23 protein-coding genes are annotated in these 23,531 nt (G+C 61.0%); 10 read left to right on the top strand and 13 right to left on the bottom strand.

The genetic code is table 11. The features are described 5' to 3' along the window. Nucleotides 1–20: 20 nt before the first annotated feature. Both HMPREF2743_RS07170 and istA read right to left on the bottom strand, forming a co-directional pair. The gene (locus HMPREF2743_RS07170) at nt 21–572 is read right to left on the bottom strand and encodes an ATP-binding protein (RefSeq protein WP_246824475.1); all 552 of its coding nucleotides are present in this window, start codon (nt 570–572) and stop codon (nt 21–23) included. A gap of 5 nt (nt 573–577) precedes the next feature. Next, a complete protein-coding gene (gene istA / locus HMPREF2743_RS07175; protein WP_070818474.1) occupies nt 578–2,203 on the bottom strand; it encodes an IS21 family transposase in 1,626 nt (541 codons plus the stop codon). Between the two features lie 337 nt (nt 2,204–2,540). On the opposite strand from istA, the gene HMPREF2743_RS07180 reads away from it, so the two are divergent. Further along, entirely contained in the window at nt 2,541–3,068 is a 528-nt protein-coding gene (locus HMPREF2743_RS07180) for a CPBP family intramembrane glutamic endopeptidase (RefSeq protein WP_070745028.1), read from the top strand. Between the two features lie 71 nt (nt 3,069–3,139). Here HMPREF2743_RS07180 and HMPREF2743_RS07185 read toward each other — a convergent pair whose 3' ends face one another. The 4 genes from HMPREF2743_RS07185 to HMPREF2743_RS07200 are packed head-to-tail and all read right to left on the bottom strand — an operon-like array spanning nt 3,140 to nt 8,688. Further along, nucleotides 3,140–4,267: an aminotransferase class I/II-fold pyridoxal phosphate-dependent enzyme gene (locus HMPREF2743_RS07185; RefSeq protein WP_070818475.1), complete on the bottom strand. Its 1,128-nt coding sequence runs from the start codon at nt 4,265–4,267 to the stop codon at nt 3,140–3,142. Then, nucleotides 4,268–4,906, bottom strand: a complete 639-nt coding sequence (locus HMPREF2743_RS07190) for a DUF3239 domain-containing protein (protein WP_070718703.1) — start codon at nt 4,904–4,906, stop codon at nt 4,268–4,270. It abuts the gene before it with no gap. A gap of 4 nt (nt 4,907–4,910) precedes the next feature. Next, nucleotides 4,911–6,548, bottom strand: coding sequence for a DNA repair helicase XPB (locus HMPREF2743_RS07195; protein WP_070818476.1), 1,638 nt, complete (start codon nt 6,546–6,548; stop codon nt 4,911–4,913). A gap of 37 nt (nt 6,549–6,585) precedes the next feature. Then, a complete protein-coding gene (locus tag HMPREF2743_RS07200) occupies nt 6,586–8,688 on the bottom strand; it encodes a helicase-associated domain-containing protein (protein ID WP_070818477.1) in 2,103 nt (700 codons plus the stop codon). A gap of 93 nt (nt 8,689–8,781) precedes the next feature. Between HMPREF2743_RS07200 and HMPREF2743_RS07205 the strand changes: the two genes are divergently transcribed. Then, on the top strand, nt 8,782–8,967 hold the full coding sequence (locus tag HMPREF2743_RS07205) for a hypothetical protein (RefSeq protein WP_010187772.1): 186 nt from the start codon (nt 8,782–8,784) through the stop codon (nt 8,965–8,967). A gap of 124 nt (nt 8,968–9,091) precedes the next feature. Here the strand turns inward: HMPREF2743_RS07205 and HMPREF2743_RS07210 are convergent, their stop codons facing one another. Beyond that, nucleotides 9,092–9,694, bottom strand: a complete 603-nt coding sequence (locus HMPREF2743_RS07210; protein WP_246824481.1) for a TetR/AcrR family transcriptional regulator — start codon at nt 9,692–9,694, stop codon at nt 9,092–9,094. A gap of 111 nt (nt 9,695–9,805) precedes the next feature. Here HMPREF2743_RS07210 and HMPREF2743_RS07215 point away from each other — a divergent pair, with 111 nt between their 5' ends. Further along, entirely contained in the window at nt 9,806–10,762 is a 957-nt protein-coding gene (locus HMPREF2743_RS07215) for an SNG1 family protein (protein ID WP_246824476.1), read from the top strand. 100 nt (nt 10,763–10,862) lie between these two features. Here HMPREF2743_RS07215 and HMPREF2743_RS07220 read toward each other — a convergent pair whose 3' ends face one another. Beyond that, a complete protein-coding gene (locus tag HMPREF2743_RS07220) occupies nt 10,863–11,525 on the bottom strand; it encodes a resuscitation-promoting factor Rpf1 domain-containing protein (protein WP_010187768.1) in 663 nt (220 codons plus the stop codon). 528 nt (nt 11,526–12,053) lie between these two features. On the opposite strand from HMPREF2743_RS07220, the gene HMPREF2743_RS07225 reads away from it, so the two are divergent. Continuing rightward, on the top strand, nt 12,054–12,434 hold the full coding sequence (locus HMPREF2743_RS07225; RefSeq protein WP_010187767.1) for a cold-shock protein: 381 nt from the start codon (nt 12,054–12,056) through the stop codon (nt 12,432–12,434). Between the two features lie 152 nt (nt 12,435–12,586). On the opposite strand, the gene HMPREF2743_RS07230 is transcribed toward HMPREF2743_RS07225, so the two are convergent. Beyond that, nucleotides 12,587–13,174: a DUF2771 domain-containing protein gene (locus tag HMPREF2743_RS07230; protein ID WP_010187766.1), complete on the bottom strand. Its 588-nt coding sequence runs from the start codon at nt 13,172–13,174 to the stop codon at nt 12,587–12,589. Between the two features lie 11 nt (nt 13,175–13,185). Continuing rightward, complete coding sequence (locus HMPREF2743_RS07235) at nt 13,186–14,037, bottom strand: glutaminyl-peptide cyclotransferase (protein WP_070818526.1); 852 nt, start codon at nt 14,035–14,037, stop codon at nt 13,186–13,188. Nucleotides 14,038–14,102: 65 nt separating this feature from the next. Between HMPREF2743_RS07235 and HMPREF2743_RS07240 the strand changes: the two genes are divergently transcribed. The 3 genes from HMPREF2743_RS07240 (at nt 14,103) to HMPREF2743_RS07250 (ending at nt 17,128) form a co-directional block, all read left to right on the top strand. Then, on the top strand, nt 14,103–14,732 hold the full coding sequence (locus HMPREF2743_RS07240) for a DUF3027 domain-containing protein (protein WP_210400253.1): 630 nt from the start codon (nt 14,103–14,105) through the stop codon (nt 14,730–14,732). Between the two features lie 126 nt (nt 14,733–14,858). Then, entirely contained in the window at nt 14,859–16,262 is a 1,404-nt protein-coding gene (locus HMPREF2743_RS07245; RefSeq protein WP_070818481.1) for an NCS2 family permease, read from the top strand. A gap of 44 nt (nt 16,263–16,306) precedes the next feature. Continuing rightward, complete coding sequence (locus HMPREF2743_RS07250) at nt 16,307–17,128, top strand: TrmH family RNA methyltransferase (protein ID WP_070523069.1); 822 nt, start codon at nt 16,307–16,309, stop codon at nt 17,126–17,128. Here HMPREF2743_RS07250 and HMPREF2743_RS07255 read toward each other — a convergent pair. The 3 genes from HMPREF2743_RS07255 to serC form a co-directional block, all read right to left on the bottom strand. Then, nucleotides 17,080–17,910 carry a DUF6928 family protein gene (locus tag HMPREF2743_RS07255; protein WP_070818482.1) on the bottom strand — a complete coding sequence of 277 codons (831 nt, stop codon included), beginning with the start codon at nt 17,908–17,910 and terminating at the stop codon, nt 17,080–17,082. The genes HMPREF2743_RS07250 and HMPREF2743_RS07255 overlap by 49 nt on opposite strands. A gap of 13 nt (nt 17,911–17,923) precedes the next feature. After that, nucleotides 17,924–19,102 carry a septation protein SepH gene (sepH, locus tag HMPREF2743_RS07260; RefSeq protein ID WP_070818483.1) on the bottom strand — a complete coding sequence of 393 codons (1,179 nt, stop codon included), beginning with the start codon at nt 19,100–19,102 and terminating at the stop codon, nt 17,924–17,926. 154 nt (nt 19,103–19,256) lie between these two features. Then, nucleotides 19,257–20,387, bottom strand: coding sequence for a phosphoserine transaminase (gene serC / locus HMPREF2743_RS07265; RefSeq protein ID WP_070745056.1), 1,131 nt, complete (start codon nt 20,385–20,387; stop codon nt 19,257–19,259). 151 nt (nt 20,388–20,538) lie between these two features. On the opposite strand from serC, the gene HMPREF2743_RS07270 reads away from it, so the two are divergent. From HMPREF2743_RS07270 to HMPREF2743_RS07280, 3 genes are all read left to right on the top strand, one after another. Continuing rightward, nucleotides 20,539–21,831 carry a citrate synthase gene (locus HMPREF2743_RS07270; RefSeq protein WP_083299027.1) on the top strand — a complete coding sequence of 431 codons (1,293 nt, stop codon included), beginning with the start codon at nt 20,539–20,541 and terminating at the stop codon, nt 21,829–21,831. 172 nt (nt 21,832–22,003) lie between these two features. Then, complete coding sequence (locus HMPREF2743_RS07275; protein ID WP_010187736.1) at nt 22,004–22,360, top strand: FKBP-type peptidyl-prolyl cis-trans isomerase; 357 nt, start codon at nt 22,004–22,006, stop codon at nt 22,358–22,360. A 160-nt stretch (nt 22,361–22,520) separates the two neighbouring features. After that, nucleotides 22,521–23,378 carry an aldo/keto reductase gene (locus tag HMPREF2743_RS07280; RefSeq protein WP_070818484.1) on the top strand — a complete coding sequence of 286 codons (858 nt, stop codon included), beginning with the start codon at nt 22,521–22,523 and terminating at the stop codon, nt 23,376–23,378. The last annotated feature ends 153 nt before the right edge of the window (nt 23,379–23,531 follow it).

Here is a 23,531-nt window from a genome sequence, read left to right on the forward strand (position 1 = left end):
AGGTGTCTACCAAACAGGGGTCAGGTCCGGAAGTCATCGAGGACTAGGACATCGACGTCGTGGAGGTGCTGGATGAATTTCAGCCGTTTAGGGTCATCGGGTTGGAGGACTGCCAGTTCGGCGGCGAGCATGTCGGTGCGGTAGAACCGTGCGGAGTAGTCTTTGCGGCATGCTGCTGTGATCAGGGCTTGGGCGAGGTAGGTTTTGCCGACTGAGGATTTGCCCAGGATGACAATGTTTTGGCCCAGGTGGCACCATTGTCCGTGAGCGAGTCTGCTGACTTGCTCGGGGTTGATGTTGCGGTCAGGCGTGCAGACCACGTTTTCAAGGCAAGCATCAAGGTTTGGAGATCGGGATGCTTTCAGCAGTTTGTTGATGCGTCGCTCGCGCCTGGCCGCGACTTCTTTATCAAGTGCGTAGAGCACCTTTTGGGAAAACGTCCATGTGTCGAATGCGGGATCGTTGGCGATGTCGATGACGCTTCTGCCAAAGGCTGTCATCCGCAGCGCGGTGAAGTCGGGCAGGACGGATTCGTCAAGGAAGCGATCTGTTGGCGGGGTTGGTGATGACAAGGGGTTTAGTTTCCTTTCTTTGCGAGGTTGTCCATGCTGAACTGGTCTGCACCGCCGAGAAACGCGCCGGTGGTATCCCGGTCAGCGGCTACAGGCTGGGCGGTTGTGGTGCTACGCGGGGCCTGGTCTAATCCGCGGGGCCGAGTGGCGTGTTCTTTGCGTATGGCGGCCATCATGTTTTTGACTGCGGTATATGACACCGCCCGTCGGCTGCCGTCGTTGGCGGTCAGGCGCTGGCATGCCTCTTCCAGGATTGGTTTGTTGCCGTGTTTGCCCATCGAAAGCACATTTCGGCAAGACTGGTACGCCTGGGCCGGGATGGCTTTCGCCGCGATGAGTTTTTCGATGACCTTGCGTGTTGCCGGGCCGGTTTTGCTGGCTTCGCGATAAAAGTAGTCACTGGTCCACAGTCCACGGGTGGAGTCCATTCCAGATGGAATGTGCTCATAGTCAGTGACATAGGCCCCACGCTTATGCGAAACCTGGTGGGTTGCCACGGTCGTCCCCTGATCAAAGACGGTCAAGACCTGGCCTGTGATGCGCACATCGACAGTGCGGCCAACAAGCTGATGCGGGACGGAGTAGCGCACCGTTGCAACCGTGATATGGAAATCAGGGGCCACTTTCGCGCGCTTCCACTCGGTGTGCTGCCATGGGGTTGTCGGCAGGTCAGCAAGGAGATGCTGCTCGTGTTCTTCGAAGAGATCCCTGCGGCTGATGTGCTGACTGCGAAACGGCACGGACCTGTTGATTGCATCGACTAAGTCCACAATCTTTCCGTTGAGCTCGTCCAAGTCAACACACTGGTGGCCTTCAAGGGCGTGGATGACTTTGTGTGTGACGATCTTTACCGCAGCTTCCACATTCGCTTTATCCTTCGGCCGACGCGCGCGCGTAGGAAGTGCTGCTGTGTTGTAGTGCTCCAAGAACTGCTGGTAAGTGTCGTTGACCTTCCGATTCCTATCGGCAGTGCTGATCGCGTTTGATGCCGTCGACGCGTTATCGGGGACAACAACCTGGCAGACCCCACCAAAGTAGTCAAACGCTTGACGGTGGGCATCAAGCCAGGACTGTTGCCGCTGGTCAATACACGCACAGGCAAACAGCATCCCTGAATACGGCAGCGCGGCAACGAAAATGCTGACTTTCGCACCCGGTGTGCCCGCAGGGTCGTACAGGCACATCTTGGTCCCCGCCCAATCCACCTGCATCGTATGCCCTGGTGCATGGGTGATCCGGGCGGTAAGCCCGGCCGCATCGACATGGGAAGCAACCAACTGGCGGAACCGGTCGTAGCTGTAGTGACGCTGACCCGGCTGGGCGGGGATCGTGGTGTACCGAGCCCACAATACTTGCAGTGTTTGCTTCACACGCCCTGTGCGTGCTTTGACGACCGCGTCAAAGTCAATCGGGACGAACTCGCCTTGCCCGCTACTGCGCTTGTCAACGAATATCTCGTCCAGCTCGTCATTCGTCAACGCCGCGACCTGCTGGGCAGTGGTCAAGCCAAGGCTTCGCAGCGCTTGGTTCGCTCGGGAAATCGCGCGGTGCGAGCACCCGAGTTGGTCTTCAATCTGGCGGTAAGAACGCTTCCTAATCAGCAGCGTCATCACCGCACGGTAATCCGTCATCAGCGGACTCCTTCCAGTACGCGCCGCACCCGAGTGGTGCGGCTACCGGAAGTATCATCCCGAGCGCCCTGAGCTGCTACCAGATACTCACTGAAGCGCTACCAGATAGTCACGACACTGCTACCAAATAGCCGGTCGCAACAGCAGACGACACTCCTGGTGCAATCTTCTAGCCCCTGATGCCTTCGAAGCGCTCACATCAGCTACACTGACCCAAGCAGCATAGCTAACCCCCGACGTGTCTACTTTCCGGGGGTCAGGCCCGAATCCTACAATTGAAGTCGGGAGAACTTTATGGCAACGTCGTTTCGCCCATTCACGGTAAAGGAAAAGAAATATGATTGAATTTCTTTTATTCCTCTGGCCCTCAGTGCTCTATATTTTTTTCCGGCGAAAGTCACTTGGGGTGTCCCGTGCCCGGGCACATGTGGGGTTGCGATGGGGAAGCTGGCAAGCGGCAGGGTTAAGCCTCGTTTTGTTCCCTGTGCTGCTAGGAATTGGTTACCTTGGTATCCGTCTCGTGCCGACAGCTAGTCTTACCCTCCCAGGTGTCGTTCTCGTCCAAGGGGTAAGTGGTGCCGCGATTCTTAGAGCCGTAGGCGAGGAGATTTTCTTCCGAGGATTCCTCGGCGGCTTGTTTCTTCGACGCTGGGGACTATGGGGTGGGAACACACTTCAGGCCGCTCTTTTTCTCGTGCCTCACCTCGTGCTATTGAGTGTTGATGTGCATCTGTGGCCGATACTTCCCGTTCAGTTCCTCAGTGGCTGGATACTTGGCGCGGTGAGATATCGTTCGGGCAGCATCATTGAGTGCTCAATTCTACATGCTGCCGTTAATGTTGGGATTGGACTGCTGGCGGGTTAAGTGAAGGATTGCGTTCGTGTGCTCGGGGCGATTAATGGTCAACTCTGAGCACAAAGCTCTGTGCCGCAGGTCTATCTTTCGTCCGTTAGGCGTCGCACGGCCTCCCGGATGACCTCAGGGCGCTTGCAGAAAGCAAAGCGCACCTTGTACTTCCACGGCTCGGGATTGTCCGTGAAAGCGGCTAGCGGGATGGCGGCCACGCCCTTCGTTTCGGGCAGCTGCATGCAGAAATCAATGCCGTTTAAACCGGTAGAGGAGATATCGGCAACCACATAGTAAGTGCCGCCGGTGTCATGTACATGGAATCCCAGCTGCTTGAGACCTTCCACTAGGATGCTGCGGCACTCTGCAAGTTCAGCCACCATGCCGTCTAGCCATTCTTGTTCATAACGCAGGGCATGGGCCACGGCCGGCTGGAAGGGCGTGGTGGAGACGAAGGTGGTGAATTGCTTGGCTTTGATGACGCCGTCGAGAAGCTTAGGCTCCGCAATGGCCCAACCGGTCTTCCACCCGGTGCAGTTGAAGGATTTGGCGGCAGATGACACGGTGACGGTGCGGGAGGCCATCCCCGGCAGGGAAGCGATGCTGACGTGGTCGGTGCCGAAGGTGAGGTTTTCATAGACCTCATCGGCGAGAACCAGCAGGTCCCTTTCCACGCAGAGTTTGGCGAGCTCGGTGAGTGCTTCGCGGGAAAAGACCGAGCCGGTCGGGTTGTGCGGGGTGTTGATGATGACCATGGCGGTCTTATCGGTCACGGCTGCACGCACCGCATCGACGTCGATATCCCAGCTATTGCCGGATTCCTTCAAGGGGACGGGGATGCGGGTGGCGTCGGCAAGCGCGATGGCAGCGGCATAGGCATCGTAGTAGGGCTCGAGGACAATGACCTCGTGGCCCGGTTCTACCAAGCCGAGCACCGTGGCGGTAATCGCTTCGGTAGCGCCGGCGGTGACCACGACGTGGTCCTGGGGTACGGAGTAGGTCTCCGCGATGGCGCTGAGCAGTTCCGAGACGCCGCGAAGGGGAGCGTATTGGTTGTTGCCGCCGGCGATGTTCTCCTGGGCAATCTCCAGCATGCGCTGTGGGCCGTCGCTATCGGGGAAACCCTGGCCTAGGTTCACCGCGTCATTCTCCACGGCGAGAGCGGTCATGGTGGCGAAGATGGTTTCGCCAAATTCTTGTAGTCTCTCAACAGTCATTTAGAGCACCAGTAGATCGTATTTCGTAGCTTTTACATCGGTTAGACGCTTGCGGGCGCGCTCGAGGCGCTGCCACTGGTCTTCCGGAATGGATTTGCGGGCAATCGTCACGGTTTCCGCATCCGGGGTACCCCAGGCAATCGGCATGGGGGTGATTTGCTGCCAGTGGTCTTGATCGCCGCTGCTGCGCTGACCGGAGACCGCGGCCACCGGAACCTTGGTTCCCACGGTGCGCTTAATGCCCGGGATATTGGTGACCGTGCGCAGGCAGGCGCCCCAGCGCGGCGGAGCCTTCGGGTCCACGTTGGTATTCACCAGCGCCATGAGGACCATGTCGCGCTCGTTGACCTCTGCGACGACGGCGGGGGCTAACGGATAGGAATCATAGAGTTTCTGAGCCGAGCCGACCTTGCTTGAGGCCAAGACGCCGATGACGGCGCAAAAGATTCCGAAGAGCACCATGCCCAGCGCTAGCGTGATGCGCCAGACGGCCTCCATGCCGAAGTAGACGGCAATGCCGCCGATGATAAATAAGAGGCCCATGATGAGTCCGGAATTGCGCAGGCGCGCGGAATCACGCAGGAGCTCATTGTTCTTCTTGGCAAAGTCTTCGTTGACTTCAAACTTGAAAATCTTCATCAGCTCACAAGTCTACTTCGTCCACCAGCCGGTAGGCATAACCTTGCTCGGCCAAAAAGCGCTGGCGGTGCATGGCATATTCCGCATCGATGGATTCGCGCGCCACCAGAGTGTAGAAGGTAGCCTCCTGCCCGTCCTTCTTCGGGCGCAGCAGGCGGCCCAAGCGTTGGGCTTCTTCCTGCCGGGAGCCGAAGGTACCGGAGACCTGGATGGCCAAGGCAGCCTCGGGAAGGTCGATGGAGAAGTTCGCCACCTTGGATACCACCAGGGTGAGAAGCTCGCCCTCGCGGAATTGTTGGAAGAGTTTTTCGCGCTTGGCGGTGGAGGTCTTGCCGTCGATAACCGGCGCGTCTAGGTGCTCACCGAGCTCCTCCAGTTGGGCCACGTAGGCGCCGATGATGAGCGCCTGCTGACCTTCATGTTTCTTCAGCAGCTTATCGACGGCCCGCAGCTTCGCGCTTGCCGACGCCGCAATCCGGTAGCGCTCCCGCGCTTGTGCGGTGGCATAGAGTAGGCGCTCCTCCTGCGTCATGTCCACGCGCACCTCGACGCAGTCCGCGGTGGCGATATAGCCGGCGGATTCCAGCTCCTTCCATGGCGCGTCATAGCGTTTGGGCCCGATGAGCGAAAAGACATCGCCCTCGCGGCCGTCTTCGCGGATGAGGGTGGCGGTCAGCCCCAAGCGGCGGCGCGATTGCAGGTCGGAGGTCATGCGGAAGACCGGGGCAGGCAGAAGGTGGACTTCGTCGTAGATAATAAGTCCCCAGTCATGGGAATCGAAGAGTTCGAGTGCCCGGTATTCGCCCTTGGTCTTGCGGGTGACCACTTGGTAGGTGGCGATGGTGATGGGCTTGATCTCTTTCTTCTCACCCGAGTATTCACCAATTTCCTCCGGGGTGAGGCTGGTGCGGCGCAGTAGTTCATCGCGCCATTGGCGCCCGGCCACGGTGTTGGTCACCAGGATGAGCGTGGTGGCCTGTGCTTTGGCCATGGCGGCAGCACCCACGATGGTTTTGCCCGCGCCACAGGGCAGGACCACGATGCCGGAGCCACCAGACCAGAAAGAATCGGCGGCATACTGCTGATAATCGCGTAAGCTCCAGTCCACCTCCTCCGTGCTCAGTGCGATGGGGTGGGATTCGCCATCGACGTAGCCGGCGCGGTCATCGGCGGGCCAGCTGGCCTTGAGCAGCTCCTGTTTGAGCCGCCCGCGCGCGGAAGGTGGGACGGCGATGGTGTTGTCATCAATGCGCGGGCCCAGAAGTTCGCTGACCTTCTTGGTGCGCGTGAGCTCCTCCAGGATGACAGGCTCGTCCGATTCGAGGATGAGACCGTGGGCCGGATGTGCCAGGAGGCGCACGCGGCCGTAGCGCGACATGGTCTCGGCGACGTCGATCAGCAGCGCCTGCGGCACCGGGAAGCGGGAGTAGTTCTCCAGAACGTCCACGACTTGCTCGGCATCGTGCCCGGCGGCGCGGGCATTCCACAGCGCCAGTGGGGTGATGCGATAGGTGTGGATGTGCTCGGGGGCGCGCTCCAGCTCAGCAAAAGGTGCGAGCGCTGCGCGAGCCTCGTCGGCCTGCGGGTGATCCACCTCGAGGAGGACGGTCTTGTCCGATTGGACGATGAGTGGTCCGGGCATATCTAGGGCCTTTCTACTCTGTGCGTCAGGGAAGGACTTAATCCCTGTCGGCGAAGCGGACGGAGGAAATACGGTGAACCGGGAAGCGCACGGGTTTGCCCGCTGAGCCTAGGGCATCAATGTAGCCGCCTTCCACCGACAGTGGCTTCACGGTCACGGTGCGAAGATCGCCGCTTTTATCGGCATAGGAGATCACGATATCGGCGTGGAAGCGCGCGGCGGCGCGGGCTAGAGTGAGCGGATCCGGTTCCTCCTCCTGGTGTGCGCTGGGATTCTGTGCTGATTGCCGCAAGGCCTGCACGGCTTCATCCACCGAGGCAGGCTCGCGCTTGCGGGGCTTCGTGCGTGGCGTGGGCAAAAGGTAAGGCTCGGGCGCGACGGTAAGGGAGGCGCCGGATTCATCCTCCGCAGTGGGGGAGAGCCCCTTGGCGCGCAGCTTCTCCAATAGCGCGCCCACGCGCAGCTGCGAGACCGCCACGGTGGGTGCGAGCAGGCGCAGACCGGGGACTGAGGCAACGGCAAGCTCCAGGAGCGCGGGGTCTTCGCTGCGAAGGTACGAGAGTGCTGGCCCGCTGCGGAGGGTGCCATGGCGCTTGGCGACGTCCCCGATGGCAAACCCCAACGCCTGCGGCACACCCGTCGGGGAGTGCGCTTCCAAGAAGTCGGTCATCTCCTGGGCGGTGAGTCCCTGGTCCATGCCGCGGCGGATGGTGGACTCACTGATGCGGTACACGCTGGCCAGGCCTGGGGATTCGAGGTCCGCCAGGGATGCGAGGGTGCGGTGCGTGTCTGGCTCAAGGGGGCCGGGCACGAGGACGGTGAGGTCCTGCTGGATGATGAATTCGCTGACGGTATTGGGGACGAGGCTGGCGGCCGCGGCGGACTCAGCCAGCACGCGGGTGGCCTTGCCCAGCGCAATGGCGCCGATCCATTCGGCTTCGGCGCGTAGCTGCTCAATGGTCAGCGTGCGCGTGTGGCTGGCAAAGAGTGGGGAGCGAAACCGCAGGTCCTCCCAAAACTCTTCGGTGTTCAGTGCGACTGCGGAGTGAGCGTAGACGCCGAGGACGAAGCTACGGAAGCGCGGGAGGCGGCGCACAAAGCTGTCGTCTGCGAGCACCCGAGTATCGCTCCACGTGGCCCAGGGGGAGGTACGCCAGGCGTCGAGAAGAATGCGCCACTTCTCCCCAAGGTCGGCCTCGAGCCAGTCCTGGGAGCCGGTGGTAGGCGCGAGGAAGTGGCCCTCTAAGCCATCCGGCTCACCCCGGTGGAGAAGCCTAGCGTGGTGGCCCAAGCAGATGAGCCGCGCGACCTCCTCCTTTTCCAGAGCGAGATCCTTGGCCAGCTGGTTGAGTGGGCGAACGCCGACCGAAGAATCCTTGAGCAGAGTTACCGGATGACTGCCGAGCAACTCGAGGAGCCTTTCCATGCCACGCACGGCTTCGAGGCCAGCTGCGGCACCGGCGTCGTCAGCCCTGGCATCCGGCTCCGGGGTGCCCGCGCGCCCCGAGGGGGTGGTGGGAATGGGCGGGGTGGTATCACCAGCCAGCAGGCGGGCGAGCGAGTGCGGCAAGCGCACAGAGTGCGCGTTGATACGCTCCAGAAAACCTTTGGCCAGCAGGCGCTTGGCGGGATCCTCGGAGTTGATGTCCGGCTCGGTGTCGGTGGTATAGCCCATGCCGTCGCTTTTGCTTAAAGCATCAAGGACTCGGCGCTCCTCGGGGGCAAGCGCGGCTAGATCCTTCTCATCGAACTCTACTTGGTTGCGCAACGACCAGCCGGTGGGAAGTGAGCCCATCACGGCGGTGACGATGCGCACCTGTGGGGCGTCACCAAAGACGAGACCGCGCTCCTTGAGCTGCTTCGTGATTGCAGGGTTGGTGTCTTCCACCATGGCTATTTCGCCGCCGCGTTGTGCGATGTCCTCCAAAGTAGCTAGTTGCTCGGCATTGCTTGCCGCTAAGGCATCCGCGACGTGCATCGGAAGTGTCAGGCGCGAGGCCAACGCATCAAAGTCCTTCGGTGCGGGTGAGAGAACATCACTGCGGTTGCTGAGCAGGGCGCGCAGGTCCTTGTCAGGCAACTGGCTGAGCCACTCGCGGTAGCTCTCGGTAACGCGGGCGCGGTGTGAAGGGGAGGTCATAATGGCCCTCAAGCTTAGTAGGCGGGGGAGGCATGGGGCCCTCGTTGGGTGAATAAGTTACTTTTTGCCGCGGGGTTTGGAATAATAAGGAGCATGTCGAACGAGAACAAAGGCTTCGTATCCCCGGCTTGGCCGAAGAACAGCCCCCGCGAGCACGCTATTACTGAACTTACTGCACCTTTTGCTGGTGCTTCCAGCCCGTACGGTGACGACCTGATTCTGCCGATGCCGGCAGAAAAGCTCAACTACGTTCACCCGTACACCCGCATCAACCGCTAAGTAGGCGCGCAGAAATCTGCGCTTCACTTAGCGGATACGTTGAGCCTTCCGGCTTGCTTTCAGCCCCTCCGAGAATGTTCTCCTCGGTGGGGCTATACGTGTTTGTAATGTACTTGCGCCTCAACTAGTTGGCACGGGCTTGGGCTTTAAGGCCGTCGAGCAGCGTATCGATGAGCTGGGCTTGTATACCTGATAGGTAGTCGGCGCTCACTGGTGTTCTGGGCAGCGGGCGGGTGATGAGACCGATGCCGATGTGAAGTTCGAGCGGGGTGAGGGACTCGGGGCAGAGACCTGCTTGTCGCGTGGGTTCGATAATCGGTTGGTAGATCGACTTCAGTTCAGCTTTGCGCTGGGTAGCGATCTCCTGCACGTCATCGTCTGAGAATGAGGCAGTATTCACCTCGGCTGCCGCTGCTTGAACAACCGCGGCGAAGTTAAGGCTGGCGATCCGATGAATCATATCGCGCCAGGTGCCTTCGGGATCCTCGTCGAAACCTTGTAGGTGGCTGTCCACCTCTTCTTTGATGTGTGCTACCTCCGCGCCGGTGACGGCATCGAGGAGGGAGAGCCGTTCGGGGAAGTGGCGTGAGACCGTGGCGACGCCCACGCCGGCTTTCTTGGCGATGGAGCGCATGGACACGCCCGGTCCCTCGCTGATGAGCAGCTGCCTGGCTGCTGCGACGATGGCTTGCTTGTTTTCTGCTGCGTCTTGTCTCACAGCTTGCATCATACCAAACGGAACACTATGCTCCACTTTGTAAGCGAAACACCCTGTTCCGTTTGGAGGTTAGAAGTGTCAGCGGTGAAAAGTCAGGAAGGAAAGCAGCCATCGGTTGCTGTGAAATCGATAGTTGCCATTGTGGGGATCCCCGTCGTCATCGGCCTTATGCTGTGGGCGTTTTTGGCGCCCACCTTTGCATCGGGTCCGGCTGGCGTTCCGGTTGCCATTTCGGCGCCGGAGCCCATGCTCGAAGGTATCTCGCAGAAGATTGAGAGTGCGGCGGGGGATGAGGCTCCGGAGATCGTCGTGAAGCACAGCGAGGCCGAGGTGCGCGACGCGGTGCTGCAGCGTGAAGCTGTTGGTGGACTGGTCATCTCCCCGCAGGGCGCGAGTGCGTTCACCGCTGCGGGAAATGGTGCTCCCTACGTGACGATGATTGATGGCCTCGCTGGCCAGCTTGAAGCGCAAGGAATGTCCGTGGAGAAGCAGGAGCTGGCGCCGACGACTGCGGAGGACCCGCAGGCGAGCGGTATCGCACTGTTGGGCCTGCCGCTGGCCTTTGGCGGGATTATTTCCGCTGTCATTGCCACCTTTGCATTTCGTGGCAAGAAATGGGTCAAGCTGGGGGTGCTCGTTGGTATTGCGCTTTTCGGCGGGCTCGTTGCTACGTGGATGCTGCACTCCGTCTATGGAACCCTCGGTGGCAGCTTCGCTGCCGAGTGGATGGCTATCGCTGCGGGCATCCTTGCGACGTCTGCGGTGACTGCAGGCCTTGCGGGGGTGATGGGTGCCGCGGGTATTGGAATCGGTGCCGTGCTGACTATCTTCTTAGCGAACCCGCTGTCGGGTCTGGCAACCGGCCCGTGGCTGCTGCCTGCCGGGTGGTCGACGCTGGGGCAGTGGATGCCCATCGGCGCGACGGGTCACCTAGTCCGCTCGCTGTCCTTCTTTGATGGGCAAGGCTTCGGCCATGCGTGGTGGTCGCTGGGGCTGTGGATTGTTGTTGGCCTAGTGTTGCTGGCCTGTGATCGGTCGCGCGCTAAGGAACGCGTTGCTGTTGAGGAAAAGGCTTAGTCAAAACTAAAAGAAGCTGGATGGAGGAAACCATCCAGCCTCTTTTGTGTAGTTAAAGCTTTGCCTTTATGTGCTCAGCTTGCACGGCGCGGCGCGCTGCTTAGCGTGCAGCCAGAACCTGTGCCAGCGGGTCGATGACGTGGCGGTTAGCGGAGTAGAAGGCGTTGAAGTCGTGGCGGTTGGCCTTGTACTGCTCGGTGAAGGAAGCCGGGATGGTCAGGCCGTACTGGGTAGCGGTGTCCTCGATGAGGGTGTAGAGGGCGTCAACAGCCAGCTCGTCGGTGGGCTCCTCGGCAGCTTCGTGGACTGCCTTCGGTGCCTCAGCCGGTGCCTGCGGTGCGGTCTCTTCCTTTACCTGGGTAGCAGCCGGTGCCGGGGCAGCGCTCACGTTGCGCGGGGTCGGGGCGGAGTTCAGGCCCAGGCTGGCGGAGCAGGCCGGCCATGCGCCCCAGCCCTGCTGTGCCAGGGTGCGCTCAGCAACAGCGATTTGCTGCTCGCGGGTTGCCAGGTTAGCGGTCGGAGCGAACTCACCGCCGCCGTAGGCCTGCCAGGTCTGAGCGTTGAACTGCAGACCGCCGTGGTAACCGTTGCCGGTGTTGATGGCCCAGTTGCCGCCGGACTCGCACTGTGCGAGGCGGTCCCAATCGGAATCCGGTGCAGCGGCAGCGTTCGGTGCCATGATGGCTGCGGCGGCGCCCACGGCAACAGTGGAGGCGGCAAACTTGGTGGCGATGGACTTGTTCTTAGCGGAGTGGCGTCCCATTAAAGTATTCCTTCTCTAGGTTGTTCTTGCTTTCTCGCGCCCAGATGATGCCCAGTCCGGCATATAGTTTTGCAATTGATGTTCATGTTCATGCACATCATGTATGGCCGCCGTGCGGAAGCCCGGACTGTGTCTGGGGCGAGACTTCCACGGCCGGCAGCCGAAGTGCCTGAGGGAGAGAGTAGCGGTTTATAACGAAACAGTCACGTTAAATGGCCCAAAACGGTAACGGAAGTGTCAATTTCTTAGCATTTCCCCTGCTCGGCGCGGAAATGTTAGCTATATCACACATGTAACGGGTGTGATTGTTGGGGTGATATCTATCGTGGGTTTCTTTGTCGGGAGCGTGAGGGTTAAAATGTATCTCTTTAAAAGTTCCACGGATAATTCCTCCGCGCGGCTGCAAGGATTCGGTTCACGCTTCGCCGCGCCTCCTCGTCCCAAGACGGGCGGAGCCTATCAGCCTGGGGCCTGGCAGCGCCTAAGCTCTTAGAAGAGGAGACACGGAAAGAAAGTGAGTGAAGAGCCATGCCTATCGGCAAAGTGAAGTGGTATGACGCAGACAAGGGCTTCGGCTTTGTCAGCAACCCCGGCGATGAAGACGTCTATGTTGGTCGCAATGTGTTGCCCAAGGGCGTTGATGAGCTGCACCAGGGCCAGCGTATTGAATTCGATTTCGCGGCTGGCCGCCGTGGCCCGCAGGCACTGCGTGTCAAGGTGCTTGATGTCCCGCGCCGTCGCACCCCGGCCCGCAAGCCCGAAGAGCTGGCGAGCATGCTCTCCGACGTCATGACACTGCTTGAGACCCAGGTGCAGCCGGTGCTGAGCCAAGGCCGCTACCCGGAGCGCAAGACTGGCCGCCAGGTTGCCGAGATCCTGCGTGCTATCGCCAAGGACTTGGATAGCTAAGGGCCAAAAGCCTTAGACCCGTAACTAAAAGGTGCCCTAGCTGACGAAAGTTGGGCTGATTTTTCAATGATCAGTCCTAGGTTTGGCAACTAGGGCACTTTGTCGTTTGTGTAGGCGCGTGGGGGGGGGGGGCAGCGCGCGCCGCAGCGCTGCTACTTCTCAGCTGGAGCTTCAGCGTCGCCAGTGGCCTTGGACTCCTTGAGCTCCTCATCCGTCATGGTGGACAGGGACCACACCGTGTGCATTGGGGTCTCTTCGCCGTTGGCATCGCGGCCAATCATGAGCGTGGAAATCTCCACCACCTTTAGCTGGGGGCGCTCGCCGGTGGAGGCCTCAATCGGCGGCACGGAGCCGGGGATCTCTAGCGAGGTGGTTTCGTTGGCGCCGTGAGCGGTGCTGTCATTGGCGGCCGGGTCATCATAGATGGACAGCACGGACCACTCGTGGTTGTAGATAGCCTCGGGGATCTCCAATTTCAGGGTGTCATCGGGGCCCACCGTCAGGTTAGGCACTTCGCCCTCTTCGCAGTCCGTGCCGGGCTCGCAGACGATGTAGGGAGAGACCTCTAAGGTGTCCTCGCCCACTGTGGCCGTGATCGTGACGTCTGCTGGCTCGGGGCCGGGGCGGTCGTTCCACCACTTCTGGAACAACACCACTGCAACGACGATGACTGCCACGGCGATAATGAGCGCCAGAAACTGCAGTAGCGACTTCTTCCTTGCTTGCTTCACGGTAGCCATGGCAGAAAATCCTACTCGAAGCGCACCCGGTACAGCTCATCCCAGAGCTTGCCGGTGATCCAAAACTCGTCGGTGCCCGGGATTCGGGCAATGCCGTTGAGGACCGCGTTGGGATCTGCAGAGGGAACGTGGTTGAGGTTCGCAGTATCAATCACTGCGGTGACCACGCCGGATGCGGGATCGATGCGCAGGATATCCTCGCTCATCCAGACGTTGGCGTAGACCGCGCCATCAACGCACTCAAGCTCATTGAGATTATCCACGGGAGAGCCGTCGAGGGTGACCTCGGTGCGGGGACCGAGCTCTTCGAAAGTCTGGGGGTCGAGGTGGCGTAGCTCAGCGGAACCATCGGACATGATGAGCTCAGAACCAGCGTTGCACAAGCCCCAGCCTTCGCCGTCGTAGTGAACTCGCCGGAGCTCCTCAAAGGTGGTGGAGTCCCGCAGGAAGGCCGTGCCGGACTTCCACGTCAGCTGCCAGATGCCGGCGTCGGTCTGAGTGATACCCTCGCCGAAGAATGAGCTCTCGAGCGCGATTTCTTCCGACGGGGTTTGCGCCCCCGGCTCAAGGCGCAGCAATCGAGACTTCCCTTTCAGTCCAGTGCCGATCAGCAGGTTGCCGGCGGGGTCGACCTCCAAGCCTTGGGTGAAGGTATCGGGAGGCAGCGGCGCGGTGTCGAGGACGGTGACGCCGAGGCGCTCTGGGGAGCTTGCGCTTGGCGACGCCCCACCCGTCCCCGTAGACGAGGAAGCGTCCTCGCGCGCGGGGTGAGAAGAGCATGACGCTAAGGGCGCGAGCAGTGTGGCAGCGGAGAGGGCAGCAGCAAGCGCGCGGAGGGCGCGGGCGGTGTGGGGGAGAGGCATGACTGTCATTGTGCACTATGGCGCGGTACGTGATTAATAATGGGAGAGTGACTCGCAAGAAAAAGATGCATTCCCCGCTTCTCGATTCGACCGCTGTCAACCTGGCGCGCCGGGCCGTGGAGGAGGTAGGTGAGGGGGACGTCGGCAAGCACCGTGGCGTTGCCGGAGTGGGCCGCAACGTGGCCACTCACCGTTTTGATGCGCACGTACCGGGCTATCCGGGGTGGGAGTGGCACGCCGTCGTTGCCTGTGCAGAAGGCTCGCGCACCCCAACCGTCAATGAGGTCGCGCTCGTCCCGGGCGGCCAGGCCCTTCAAGCGCCGGAGTGGGTTCCTTATTCCGAGCGCCTGCGCCCAGGAGACCTTGGTCCTGGCGACCTCATGCCGCCCGCTCCCGATGACGACCGGCTGGACGAAGGGAAGCTCTCCCAGGTTGGCCTCACGGAGGCCAAAGAGCGCTGGCGCAAGAAGTACGGGCCGAATTCGGATATGGCATCCCAAGCCCAGCTACAGTGCAAAACCTGCGCTTTCTATCTCGAGCTGCTGCCTAATTATGGTGTCTGTGCCAATGAATACTCCGCGGATGGAAAAGTGGTACACGCCACCTACGGGTGCGGTGCGCATTCTGGCACGACCGTCCGTGAGGAGGGATCGGAGCAGGAGAGGCCCTTCGATGATGAGAGACCTATCTACTAAAGAGTGAGGTTTTCTTCCCGCGCGCAGCAGCAATGCCGCGTGCGGGTTTTGCGTTTTAGTGCCTCGATGGAGCACCCTTAGCAGGTAAAATTTCATTTCTCTAGATAGAAGGGGCGCCCTCTCACGATGAACGCAGCTATCGATCGCTATTTCAGGATTTCCGAACGCGGATCCACCGTAGGAACCGAGGTCCGCGCCGGCGTGGTCTCGTTCTTCGCGATGGCCTACATCATTCTCCTCAACCCTCTCATCCTGGGTACCTCCGCCGACTCTGCCGGCACTACCCTGGGCATCCCGCAGGTCGCCGCCGCCACCGCCCTGGTGGCTGGTGTCATGACCATCGCCTTCGGCGTGATTGCGCGCTACCCGTTCGCCATGGCCGCGGGCCTGGGCATGAACACCTTTGTGGCCGTGACCATGGTTTCCCTCAACGGCTTGGAATGGCGTGAGGCCATGGGTCTCGTCATCATTGAAGGCCTCATCATTGTTCTGCTGGCCATCTCCGGTTTCCGCCAGGCGGTCTTCGACGCCATCCCCGCCTCCATGAAGGCTGCGATGGGCGTGGGTATCGGCATGTTCATCGCGCTCATCGGTTTCGTGGACGGCCACTTCGTTACCCGCGTTCCGGATGCTGCAATGACCACAGTTCCGGTGAGCCTGGGAGTCAACGGCTCGATCGCTACGTGGCCGGCCTTCGTCTTCGTCGTGGGTCTGATTCTCTCCGCCTTCTTCGTCATCCGCCAGGTTCGCGGCGGGCTGTTCATCGGCATCGTCATTACCACCATCATCGCCATGATCATTCAGGCGCTGACCGGCTCCGAGGACTGGGGCATGGCCACCCCGGAGGTGCCCAGCTCACTGGGTGGTCTGCCGGACCTGTCGATTGTGGGCCAGGTGGATCCGATTAGCGCCTTCACCAAGCTGGGCGTGGTCTCCACGGTCTTGCTGATCTTCACCCTGCTGCTCACCAACTTCTTCGATGCCATGGGCACCATGAACGGATTGGGCAAGCAAGCTAACCTCGTGGACGAGAAGGGCAACCTTCCGGAGATGAAGACCGCCCTGGTAGTTGAGGGCTTTGGTGCCGTCGCCGGTGGTGCTGGTTCGGTCTCCTCCAACACCGTGTTTGCGGATTCGGCAGCCGGCATCGGTGACGGTGCCCGCACCGGCCTGGCCAACGTGGTGACCGGCGTGATCTTCTTGCTGGCCATGTTCCTCACCCCGCTCTACGAGATTGTGCCCATTGAGGCAGCGGCCCCCGTCCTCGTCATCGTGGGTGTGATGATGGCAGCCCAGCTCAAGGACATCGAGTGGAACCGCATGGAAGAAGCCATCCCGGCCTTCCTGACCATCGTGGTTATGCCTTTCACCTACTCCATCGCCAACGGTATCGGCGTGGGTTTCATCGCTTATGCCCTGATGGCTACCTTTGCCGGCAAAGCCAAGAAGGTGCACTGGATCATGTGGCTCGTGGCCGCCCTCTTCGTGGTCTACTTCGCCATGGAGCCCATCAGCTCGCTGCTGGCTTAGCCCGCCTGGGGTGAGCACGCGGCCCTGTGCCTAAACTAGGGGCCATGCGTTTTGTCATCGATGACCCCACAGACCCTCGCCTGGACGATATCCGCGATCTCAAGCACGCGGACAAGTCCGGCGAGGGTTTCGTCTTTGGTGAGGGCCCACTGTGCGTGGAGCGCCTGCTCGCCTCCCGCTTCCCGGTGCGCTGCATCATCGGCTTTGAAGGAAAGCTCGACACTTTCCTAGCGAACCACGATGTTGGCGATATTCCCGTCTATCAGGTCACTCGAGCAACGTTGGGGGAGGTCACAGGTTTCGACATGCACCGCGGGCTGGTTGCCGCAGCCGACCGCGCAGAGGCCTGGACCGTGGATGAAGTCATTGAGGGCGCTCGCACCCTGGCCATCATGGAAGGTGTGGGTGATCATGAGAACATCGGCTCGCTCTTCCGCAACGCCGCGGGCATGGATGTTGATGGCATCCTCTTAGGCTCGGGAGCTGCGGATCCGCTCTACCGGCGCTCGGTGCGCGTTTCCATGGGGCACGTGCTGCGTTTGCCCTGGGCTCGGTTCGATGGCGGCTTTACCACCTGGCAGCGCGGGCTGGAGAAGCTGCGCGACCAAGGCTTCAGGCTGGTGTCGCTGACCCCGCATCCGGAGGCCGTGCATATCGCCGACGCCCTGGAGGGGGCGGAGAAGGTGGCGCTGCTGGTTGGCGCGGAGGGCCCAGGCCTGACCGAGCATGCCATGCGCGCCACCGATGTGAGGGCGCGTATCCCCATGGCGGAGGGCACGGATTCCCTCAACGTGGCGACGTCGGCGGCAATTGCCTTCTACGAGCGCCAGCGTTCCCAGAGGCTCCGTGACGTCGACACCGCATAGCGGCGCACGAGTCCGCCGAGGTGCTTGGCGGTGCGGACAATCTCTTCGCCGGTGGATTCCGGTTCGAGATCGTGCTCCTCGTAGTCGTCATAATCGTTGAGGCCGAGCTTCGCCACCGAGGTGGTGGCCACCTCGCCCACGCTTCGGCGGGGCGGGGGAGTATCGACCTTGGGCTCAGGGCGGCCGTCGGTGGCGTAGCCTACGACGTCCACATCCGGGCCGTCTTCACCCACCTCAATGCCGAGCCAGAACTCCTGGGCGGCTTCGGTGATGGTGAGCGGCTCGAAGGGCAGGGAGATACCGCCCACAGGCTCATCCATCTCCCCAGCCCAATAGGGGGCCTCAAAGGTTTCGGGCAGGCCATGATCCTCATAGAGGTTAAAGCGCGTTCCGCACAGGGAGCGCCGCAGGCGGCTGCCCGTCCAGTGCGCAAACCCGGCGTAGCCAGTCTCCGAATTGGAAGCGAAAGCGTAAATCTCCGTGGCGGGCACGGCCTCGCGCAGGGTTCGGGACAGCTGGGAGAGAATCAGCTGATCATCGTGGATGATGGTCTGCACGACTGTCACACCGGGATAGCCACCCACATAGAACTCGCTTGCGCCGGGCTCAGCAGAACGGTTGAGGGGGAATTGCCCAATGGGCGTGACAGGTAGAGAGGGGTTGAGTTGAGCAAGGAACTTGCGGCCGAAGCCGCGGTCGGCCTTGGGCTCGCCGCGAAGAACCTCGGCGGGATCGGCGGCGGTGACGTACCAGAGAGTGAGAACGGCGCTTTGGGTATCCACGGCAGGCTACTCGTTAATTGCGGGGGCGCTTGGTAGAGGAACGAACGCCGAGCAACACATCCTCCCAGTGCGGGGTGACGGCCTTACGGCGACGCTTGGTGGGCTTGGGCTCCGGATCCGGGTTCTGGAGGAAGTCCTCGTCCACTCCAGTTTCCTTCTCCTCCGCCTGCTGCGCGGGCTCTTCGTTAGCGGACGCATCCTCAGCGCTTGCGGTGTCGGCCGGGTGCTCTCCACCGTGCGGGGATGGGAGCACGGAAGGCTCAGCGTATCCGTCGACGTCGGCCTCAGCGTCGTCGTAGCCGCCGGTGTAGGAAGACAGCTCCGTCACACCGGGGGCGCCAGCGCGCGCATCCTCGTTGACTTCCCGGTCCTCGGCGTAGTCACGGCCATCGATGGCTTCGTCGTAGCGCTCTCCGCGGCCTACAGAGGTCAGCGAACGTACCGGCTGTACGAAGTCTGGGTCCGTCAGGTCAGCGGCGACGGAATTGCGTGCCTCCACCGTGGCTGGCGAGGACATGGTCTGTTTGAAGGTCCACTCGGCCTCGTTGGCGGACAGCCCGGTCTTCCACGTAATGCGGAGGATCCACGGCTCGCCCTGGTGACGGTAGGCATCCCACGTCGCCTCCGACAGCGAGTGCCCGCGCGCGGCGAAAGCAGTGGCCAGAATCTCCCACAGGGTGAGCTTGGCCGGGCCATCCTCGCGGATGGGGTGTGCCTGCTTGGCGACGTCCGCGATGCGCGCCCTCTCCAAGAGCACCGGGTGTGCGAAAGGCTCGATACGGGATTCCGGAACGTCGAGTTCCTCGGCGATCTCCGCAGCAGAAGCGCCGGCACGAATCCGGGCCTGAATTTCGTTGGGGCGCAGACGGATTTCTTGTGTCTGCGGCGCGGGTTGGCTTTGAGGCGAGGATGGAGAACCACCAGAGGTGGGCATCACGGTGTGCAAGCCGGTGGAGCGCTCAGCCTGTGCAGACGCGGTGGAGGAATCTTCGGTTGCCGTGGTGGCGTCGTCCTCCTCCTGGGCGGCCGAGCCTTCCGCCGCGGTTTCGGACTCGGATTCGGCAGAGTCGGCGGGAGCGAAAAGCTCGCGAAGCTCGTCGGTGACTTCGAGGAAGAACTCCTCACCATCCTCAGCCCGGAGGACGAGCGAGGTGTCAGTTGAGTCGCTGGGTGCGAGGAAAATCTCGCGCATGATGGCGCTCCTTAGCCTGGTAGCGGACATGTGATGAAGTCCACTTTACCCAGAACATGCCCCGAACTCTGGCAAGAGCGCGGGGCATGTTGTACGCGGCAACAAATAAATGCAACAAATGTTGTTGTGCGGCTGAAGGAGCTTCGAGCGAAGCTTAGCGGTTGTCTAGGACGTAATCGATAGCCTTGATGAGCTTGGTGACGTCCGCCGAATCAATTGCCGGGAACAGGCCCACGCGCAGCTGGTTGCGGCCTAGCTTGCGGTAGGGCTCGACGTCGAGAATGCCGTTGGCGCGCAGCGTTGCGGCGACCGCAGCGGCATCGACGCTGTCCTCGAAGTCAATGGTGCCGACCACCAGGGAGCGCTCGGAAGGCTCGGCCACAAAGGGGGTGGCCTCCGGGCGGGCCTCGGCCCAGTTGTAGAGGATGGAAGAGTTCTCCGTCGTGCGCTTGACCATCCCGTCGAGGCCGCCGTTGGCGTTCATCCACTGGACCTGGTTCTCCAGCATGAGCAGCGTGGCTACAGCCGGGGTGTTATAGGTCTGGTTCTTGCGGGAGTTGTCCACTGCAGTCTGCAGGTTGAGGAAGGCCGGGATGAAACGATCGGAGGAGTTGATCTTCTCGATGCGCTCCAGGGCTGCCGGGGACATTGCTGCCAGCCACAGGCCGCCGTCGGAAGCGAAGCACTTCTGTGGGGAGAAGTAGTAGACGTCAGCATCGGACATATCTACCGGCAGGCCGCCGGCACCCGAGGTGGCGTCGATGACGACGAGCTGCTCTGCGTTATCCGGATGAGGGCGGGTTACCGGAACCATAGCGCCGGTGGAGGTTTCATTGTGGGCCCAAGCGATGATGTCGGCGCCTTCGGCGTCGGCGGCCTTCGGGTCTGGGGCGGTGCCGACCTCTGCTTCGGTGACGAGCGGGGCGTCGAGCCACGGGGCGGCGGCAGCGGATTTAGCAAATTTAGAGGAGAATTCGCCGAAGCTCAGGTGGGCGGACTTTTTCTCGATCAGGCCGAAGGTTGCTGCGTCCCAGAAAGCGGTAGCGCCGCCGAGGGAGAGAACGATTTCATAGCCCTCTGGCAGGGAAAATAGCTCAGAAAGCCCCTCGCGAATGGAGCCGACGAGGTTCTTGACGGCGGGCTTGCGGTGCGAGGTGCCAATGATGGTGTCGGCACCGGCGGTGATTGCCTCAATTTGGGCGGGGCGGACCTTGGAGGGGCCGCAGCCAAAACGGCCGTCGGAAGGGAGGATATCTGCTGGCAGGACGAGTTCTGAGTTGCTCATGTGGGCAGTGTAGCCTAATTTCGTTCGCGCACTAGATACTTTGCCAGGATTGCCAATGTTGGCAGAGTCACAAGTTTTGCTACAGTGTGAAGAGGTTTAGATCTGTCGCGCCGGCTTTGGTCGGCGTTGAACATTGAGGAAAGGAAAACACGTGGCTTCTGAAAAGAACAAGGTTGTACTGCAGTACCCCGGCGGCGAGTACGAGATGGACATTAAGCAGTCCACGGAGGGTGACTCCGGCTTCGATATTGGCAAGCTCCGTAACGAGACTGGCTTGGTGACCTTCGACCCGGGTTATGCAGCGACCGGTTCCACCGAGTCCAAGATCACCTTTATTAATGGTGAGGAAGGCATTCTCCGCCACCGTGGTTATGACATCGCGGATTTGGCTGAGAACGCCACCTTTAACGAGGTGTCCTACCTGCTGATTAAGGGCCACCTGCCGACTGAGGACGAGCTGTCGAAGTTCAACACTGAGATTCGCCACCACACTCTCTTGGATGAGGACTTTAAGGCCGCCTTCAACATCTTCCCGCGCGATGCGCACCCGATGGCCGTGCTGGCCTCCTCCCTTAACATTCTCTCCGCTTACTACCAGGATCAGCTCAACCCACTGGATGAGGAGCAGCTGGACAAGGCTACCGTCCGCCTGCTGGCTAAGGTCCCGATGCTGGCCGCTTATGCCTACCGTGCGTCGCAGGGCAAGCCTTATATGTACCCGGATAACAAGCTCAACGCGCGCGAGAACTTCCTGCGCATGATGTTTGGTTACCCGACTGAGGAGTACGAGGTTGACCCTGTTGTGGCCAAGGCTCTGGACAAGCTCCTCATCCTCCACGCTGACCACGAGCAGAACTGCTCCACCTCCACCGTCCGCATGATCGGCTCTGCGCAGGCCAACCTGTTCGTTGCCATCGCCGGTGGCATCAACGCTCTGTCTGGCCCGCTGCACGGTGGCGCTAACCAGGCCGTTCTGGAGATGCTTGAGGATATCCAGAACAACCACGATGGTGACGCTACCGACTTCATGAACCGCGTGAAGAACAAGGAAAAGGGCGTTCGCCTCATGGGCTTCGGCCACCGCGTGTACAAGAACTACGACCCGCGCGCGGCCATCGTCAAGGACACTGCTCACGAGATCATCGATCACCTGGGCGGCGACCCGATGCTGGATCTGGCCATGAAGCTCGAGGAGATTGCGCTGAACGACGACTACTTCGTCTCCCGCAAGCTCTATCCGAACGTCGACTTCTACACCGGCTTGATCTACCGCGCCATGGGCTTCCCGACGGACTTCTTCACCGTCCTCTTCGCCATCGGCCGCCTGCCGGGCTGGATTGCTCAGTACCGCGAGCAGCTTGAGCTCAACACCAAGATCAACCGCCCGCGCCAGATTTACACCGGCGAGACCCTGCGTAAGGTCACCCCGCGTAGCGAGCGCTAAACAGTAACCTCAGCGGCGGTCTTCCACAGGCTGCCGTGGCTTAGCGTATAGCCCATACGCTGCATTTCTAGGGCCGAGCCCCACATCTCCGCTTATACTGGAGGGCGTTGTGGCTCGGCCTACGTGTATGCGGCCAGCAAAGAAGAAAGTAATCCAAGGAGGATAATCCCCAATGGAAAAGCCCGTAATTGAGCCGGCAACGGAGCCTGCTCCCCAGGACCTTGTCATCGAAGACATTGTGGTGGGTGACGGCGCCGAAGCCCAGCCGGGCGGCTTCGTTGAGGTTCACTACGTTGGTGTTGACTATGAGACGAACCAGGAATTCGACTCTTCGTGGGGTCGTGGCCAGTCCATCGAGTTCCCGCTGACTGGCCTCATCGCCGGCTGGCAGGAAGGAATCCCGGGTATGAAGGTGGGCGGCCGCCGCAAGCTGGTCATCCCGCCGGAGAAGGCTTATGGCCCGGCTGGTGGTGCACACCCGCTGTCTGGCCGCACGCTGACCTTCGTTATCGATCTCATCCGCGCCTAGCGTAGAAGGGCATAGCCCTTTCCGTTTCCCGAAACGACGCCCTTACCGGCCGTGCACTAGAGCACGGCACACATTGGTGAGGGCGTTTCGCGCGTTTTCGTCTGGGTTGAAGGACGCGAGCCGCCATTTTCCGCCACACAGCGCGCGGGAGTGCGGCACAATGGAGGGCATGAGTGTCCCACAAACTACGTTCAATGATGACCGCGAGATGCCGCTGCTGGGTCTCGGCACCTACAAGATGCACGGGGAGGAGCTTGTCCGCTCCGTGCGTGAAGCCATCGACCTGGGCTACCGCCACTTCGATACTGCCACCCTCTACGAGAATGAAGAAGAGCTAGGCCAAGCGCTCAACGCCGCTATGAAGGCTGGCGACGTGACCCGTGATGAGCTCTTTATTACCAGCAAGGTGTGGCACGACCACCATGGCAAGGACAAAGTGGGCCAGGCCTTCCGTGAGTCCCTGGACAAGCTGCAGCTGGATTACCTTGACCTGTACCTTATCCACTGGCCCTGGCCACAGGGCGGGTTGTACGTGGAGACCTTTGAGGAGATCGCCCGCATGCAGGGCATGGGGCAGATTGCATCGATTGGCGTGGCCAACTTTTATGAGGAAACTCTGCAAACCCTGATCGATGAGACTGGTGTCGTTCCTGTCCTCAATCAGGTTGAGTTGCATCCGGGCTTTACACAGCCGGAGCTGCGTCAATTCCACGATAGCCATGGCATCGTGACGGAAGCCTGGTCGCCTCTGGCGCGCGGCGTCGTGCTCAATAACCCCGAGGTTGAGGCAGTAGCTGAGAAACACGATATTACTGCGGGCCAAGCTGTCCTGGCATACCTGCTGAGCAAGGGGATTTCCGTCATTCCGAAGTCCAGCCGCCGCGAGCGCCTGGCGGAAAACTTCGCTGCCGCGGAGGTAGAGCTTACTGCCGAAGATGTCGCGGCGCTCGACGCGCTTGATGGCCGGGAAGGTTTTGGCCGCATGTTCAAGGATCCGCGCGAGTTCCCTGGCGCCTAAAGCTTGAACACTGCGGGGCGCGTTACGTGCCCGTGAGCGATGGAGCCCGTCTTCCGCACCGTGCTCTTTCTTCCTTCAATGTTTGGGAAGAAGGGTGGGGCGCTGAAGGCGGGCTTTGTTGTGTGCCTGGGAAGATGGGGATCGGCAGGGGAG

Origin of the sequence: Corynebacterium sp. HMSC036D02 (genome assembly GCF_001836165.1) — a bacterium.
GTDB lineage: Bacteria > Actinomycetota > Actinomycetes > Mycobacteriales > Mycobacteriaceae > Corynebacterium.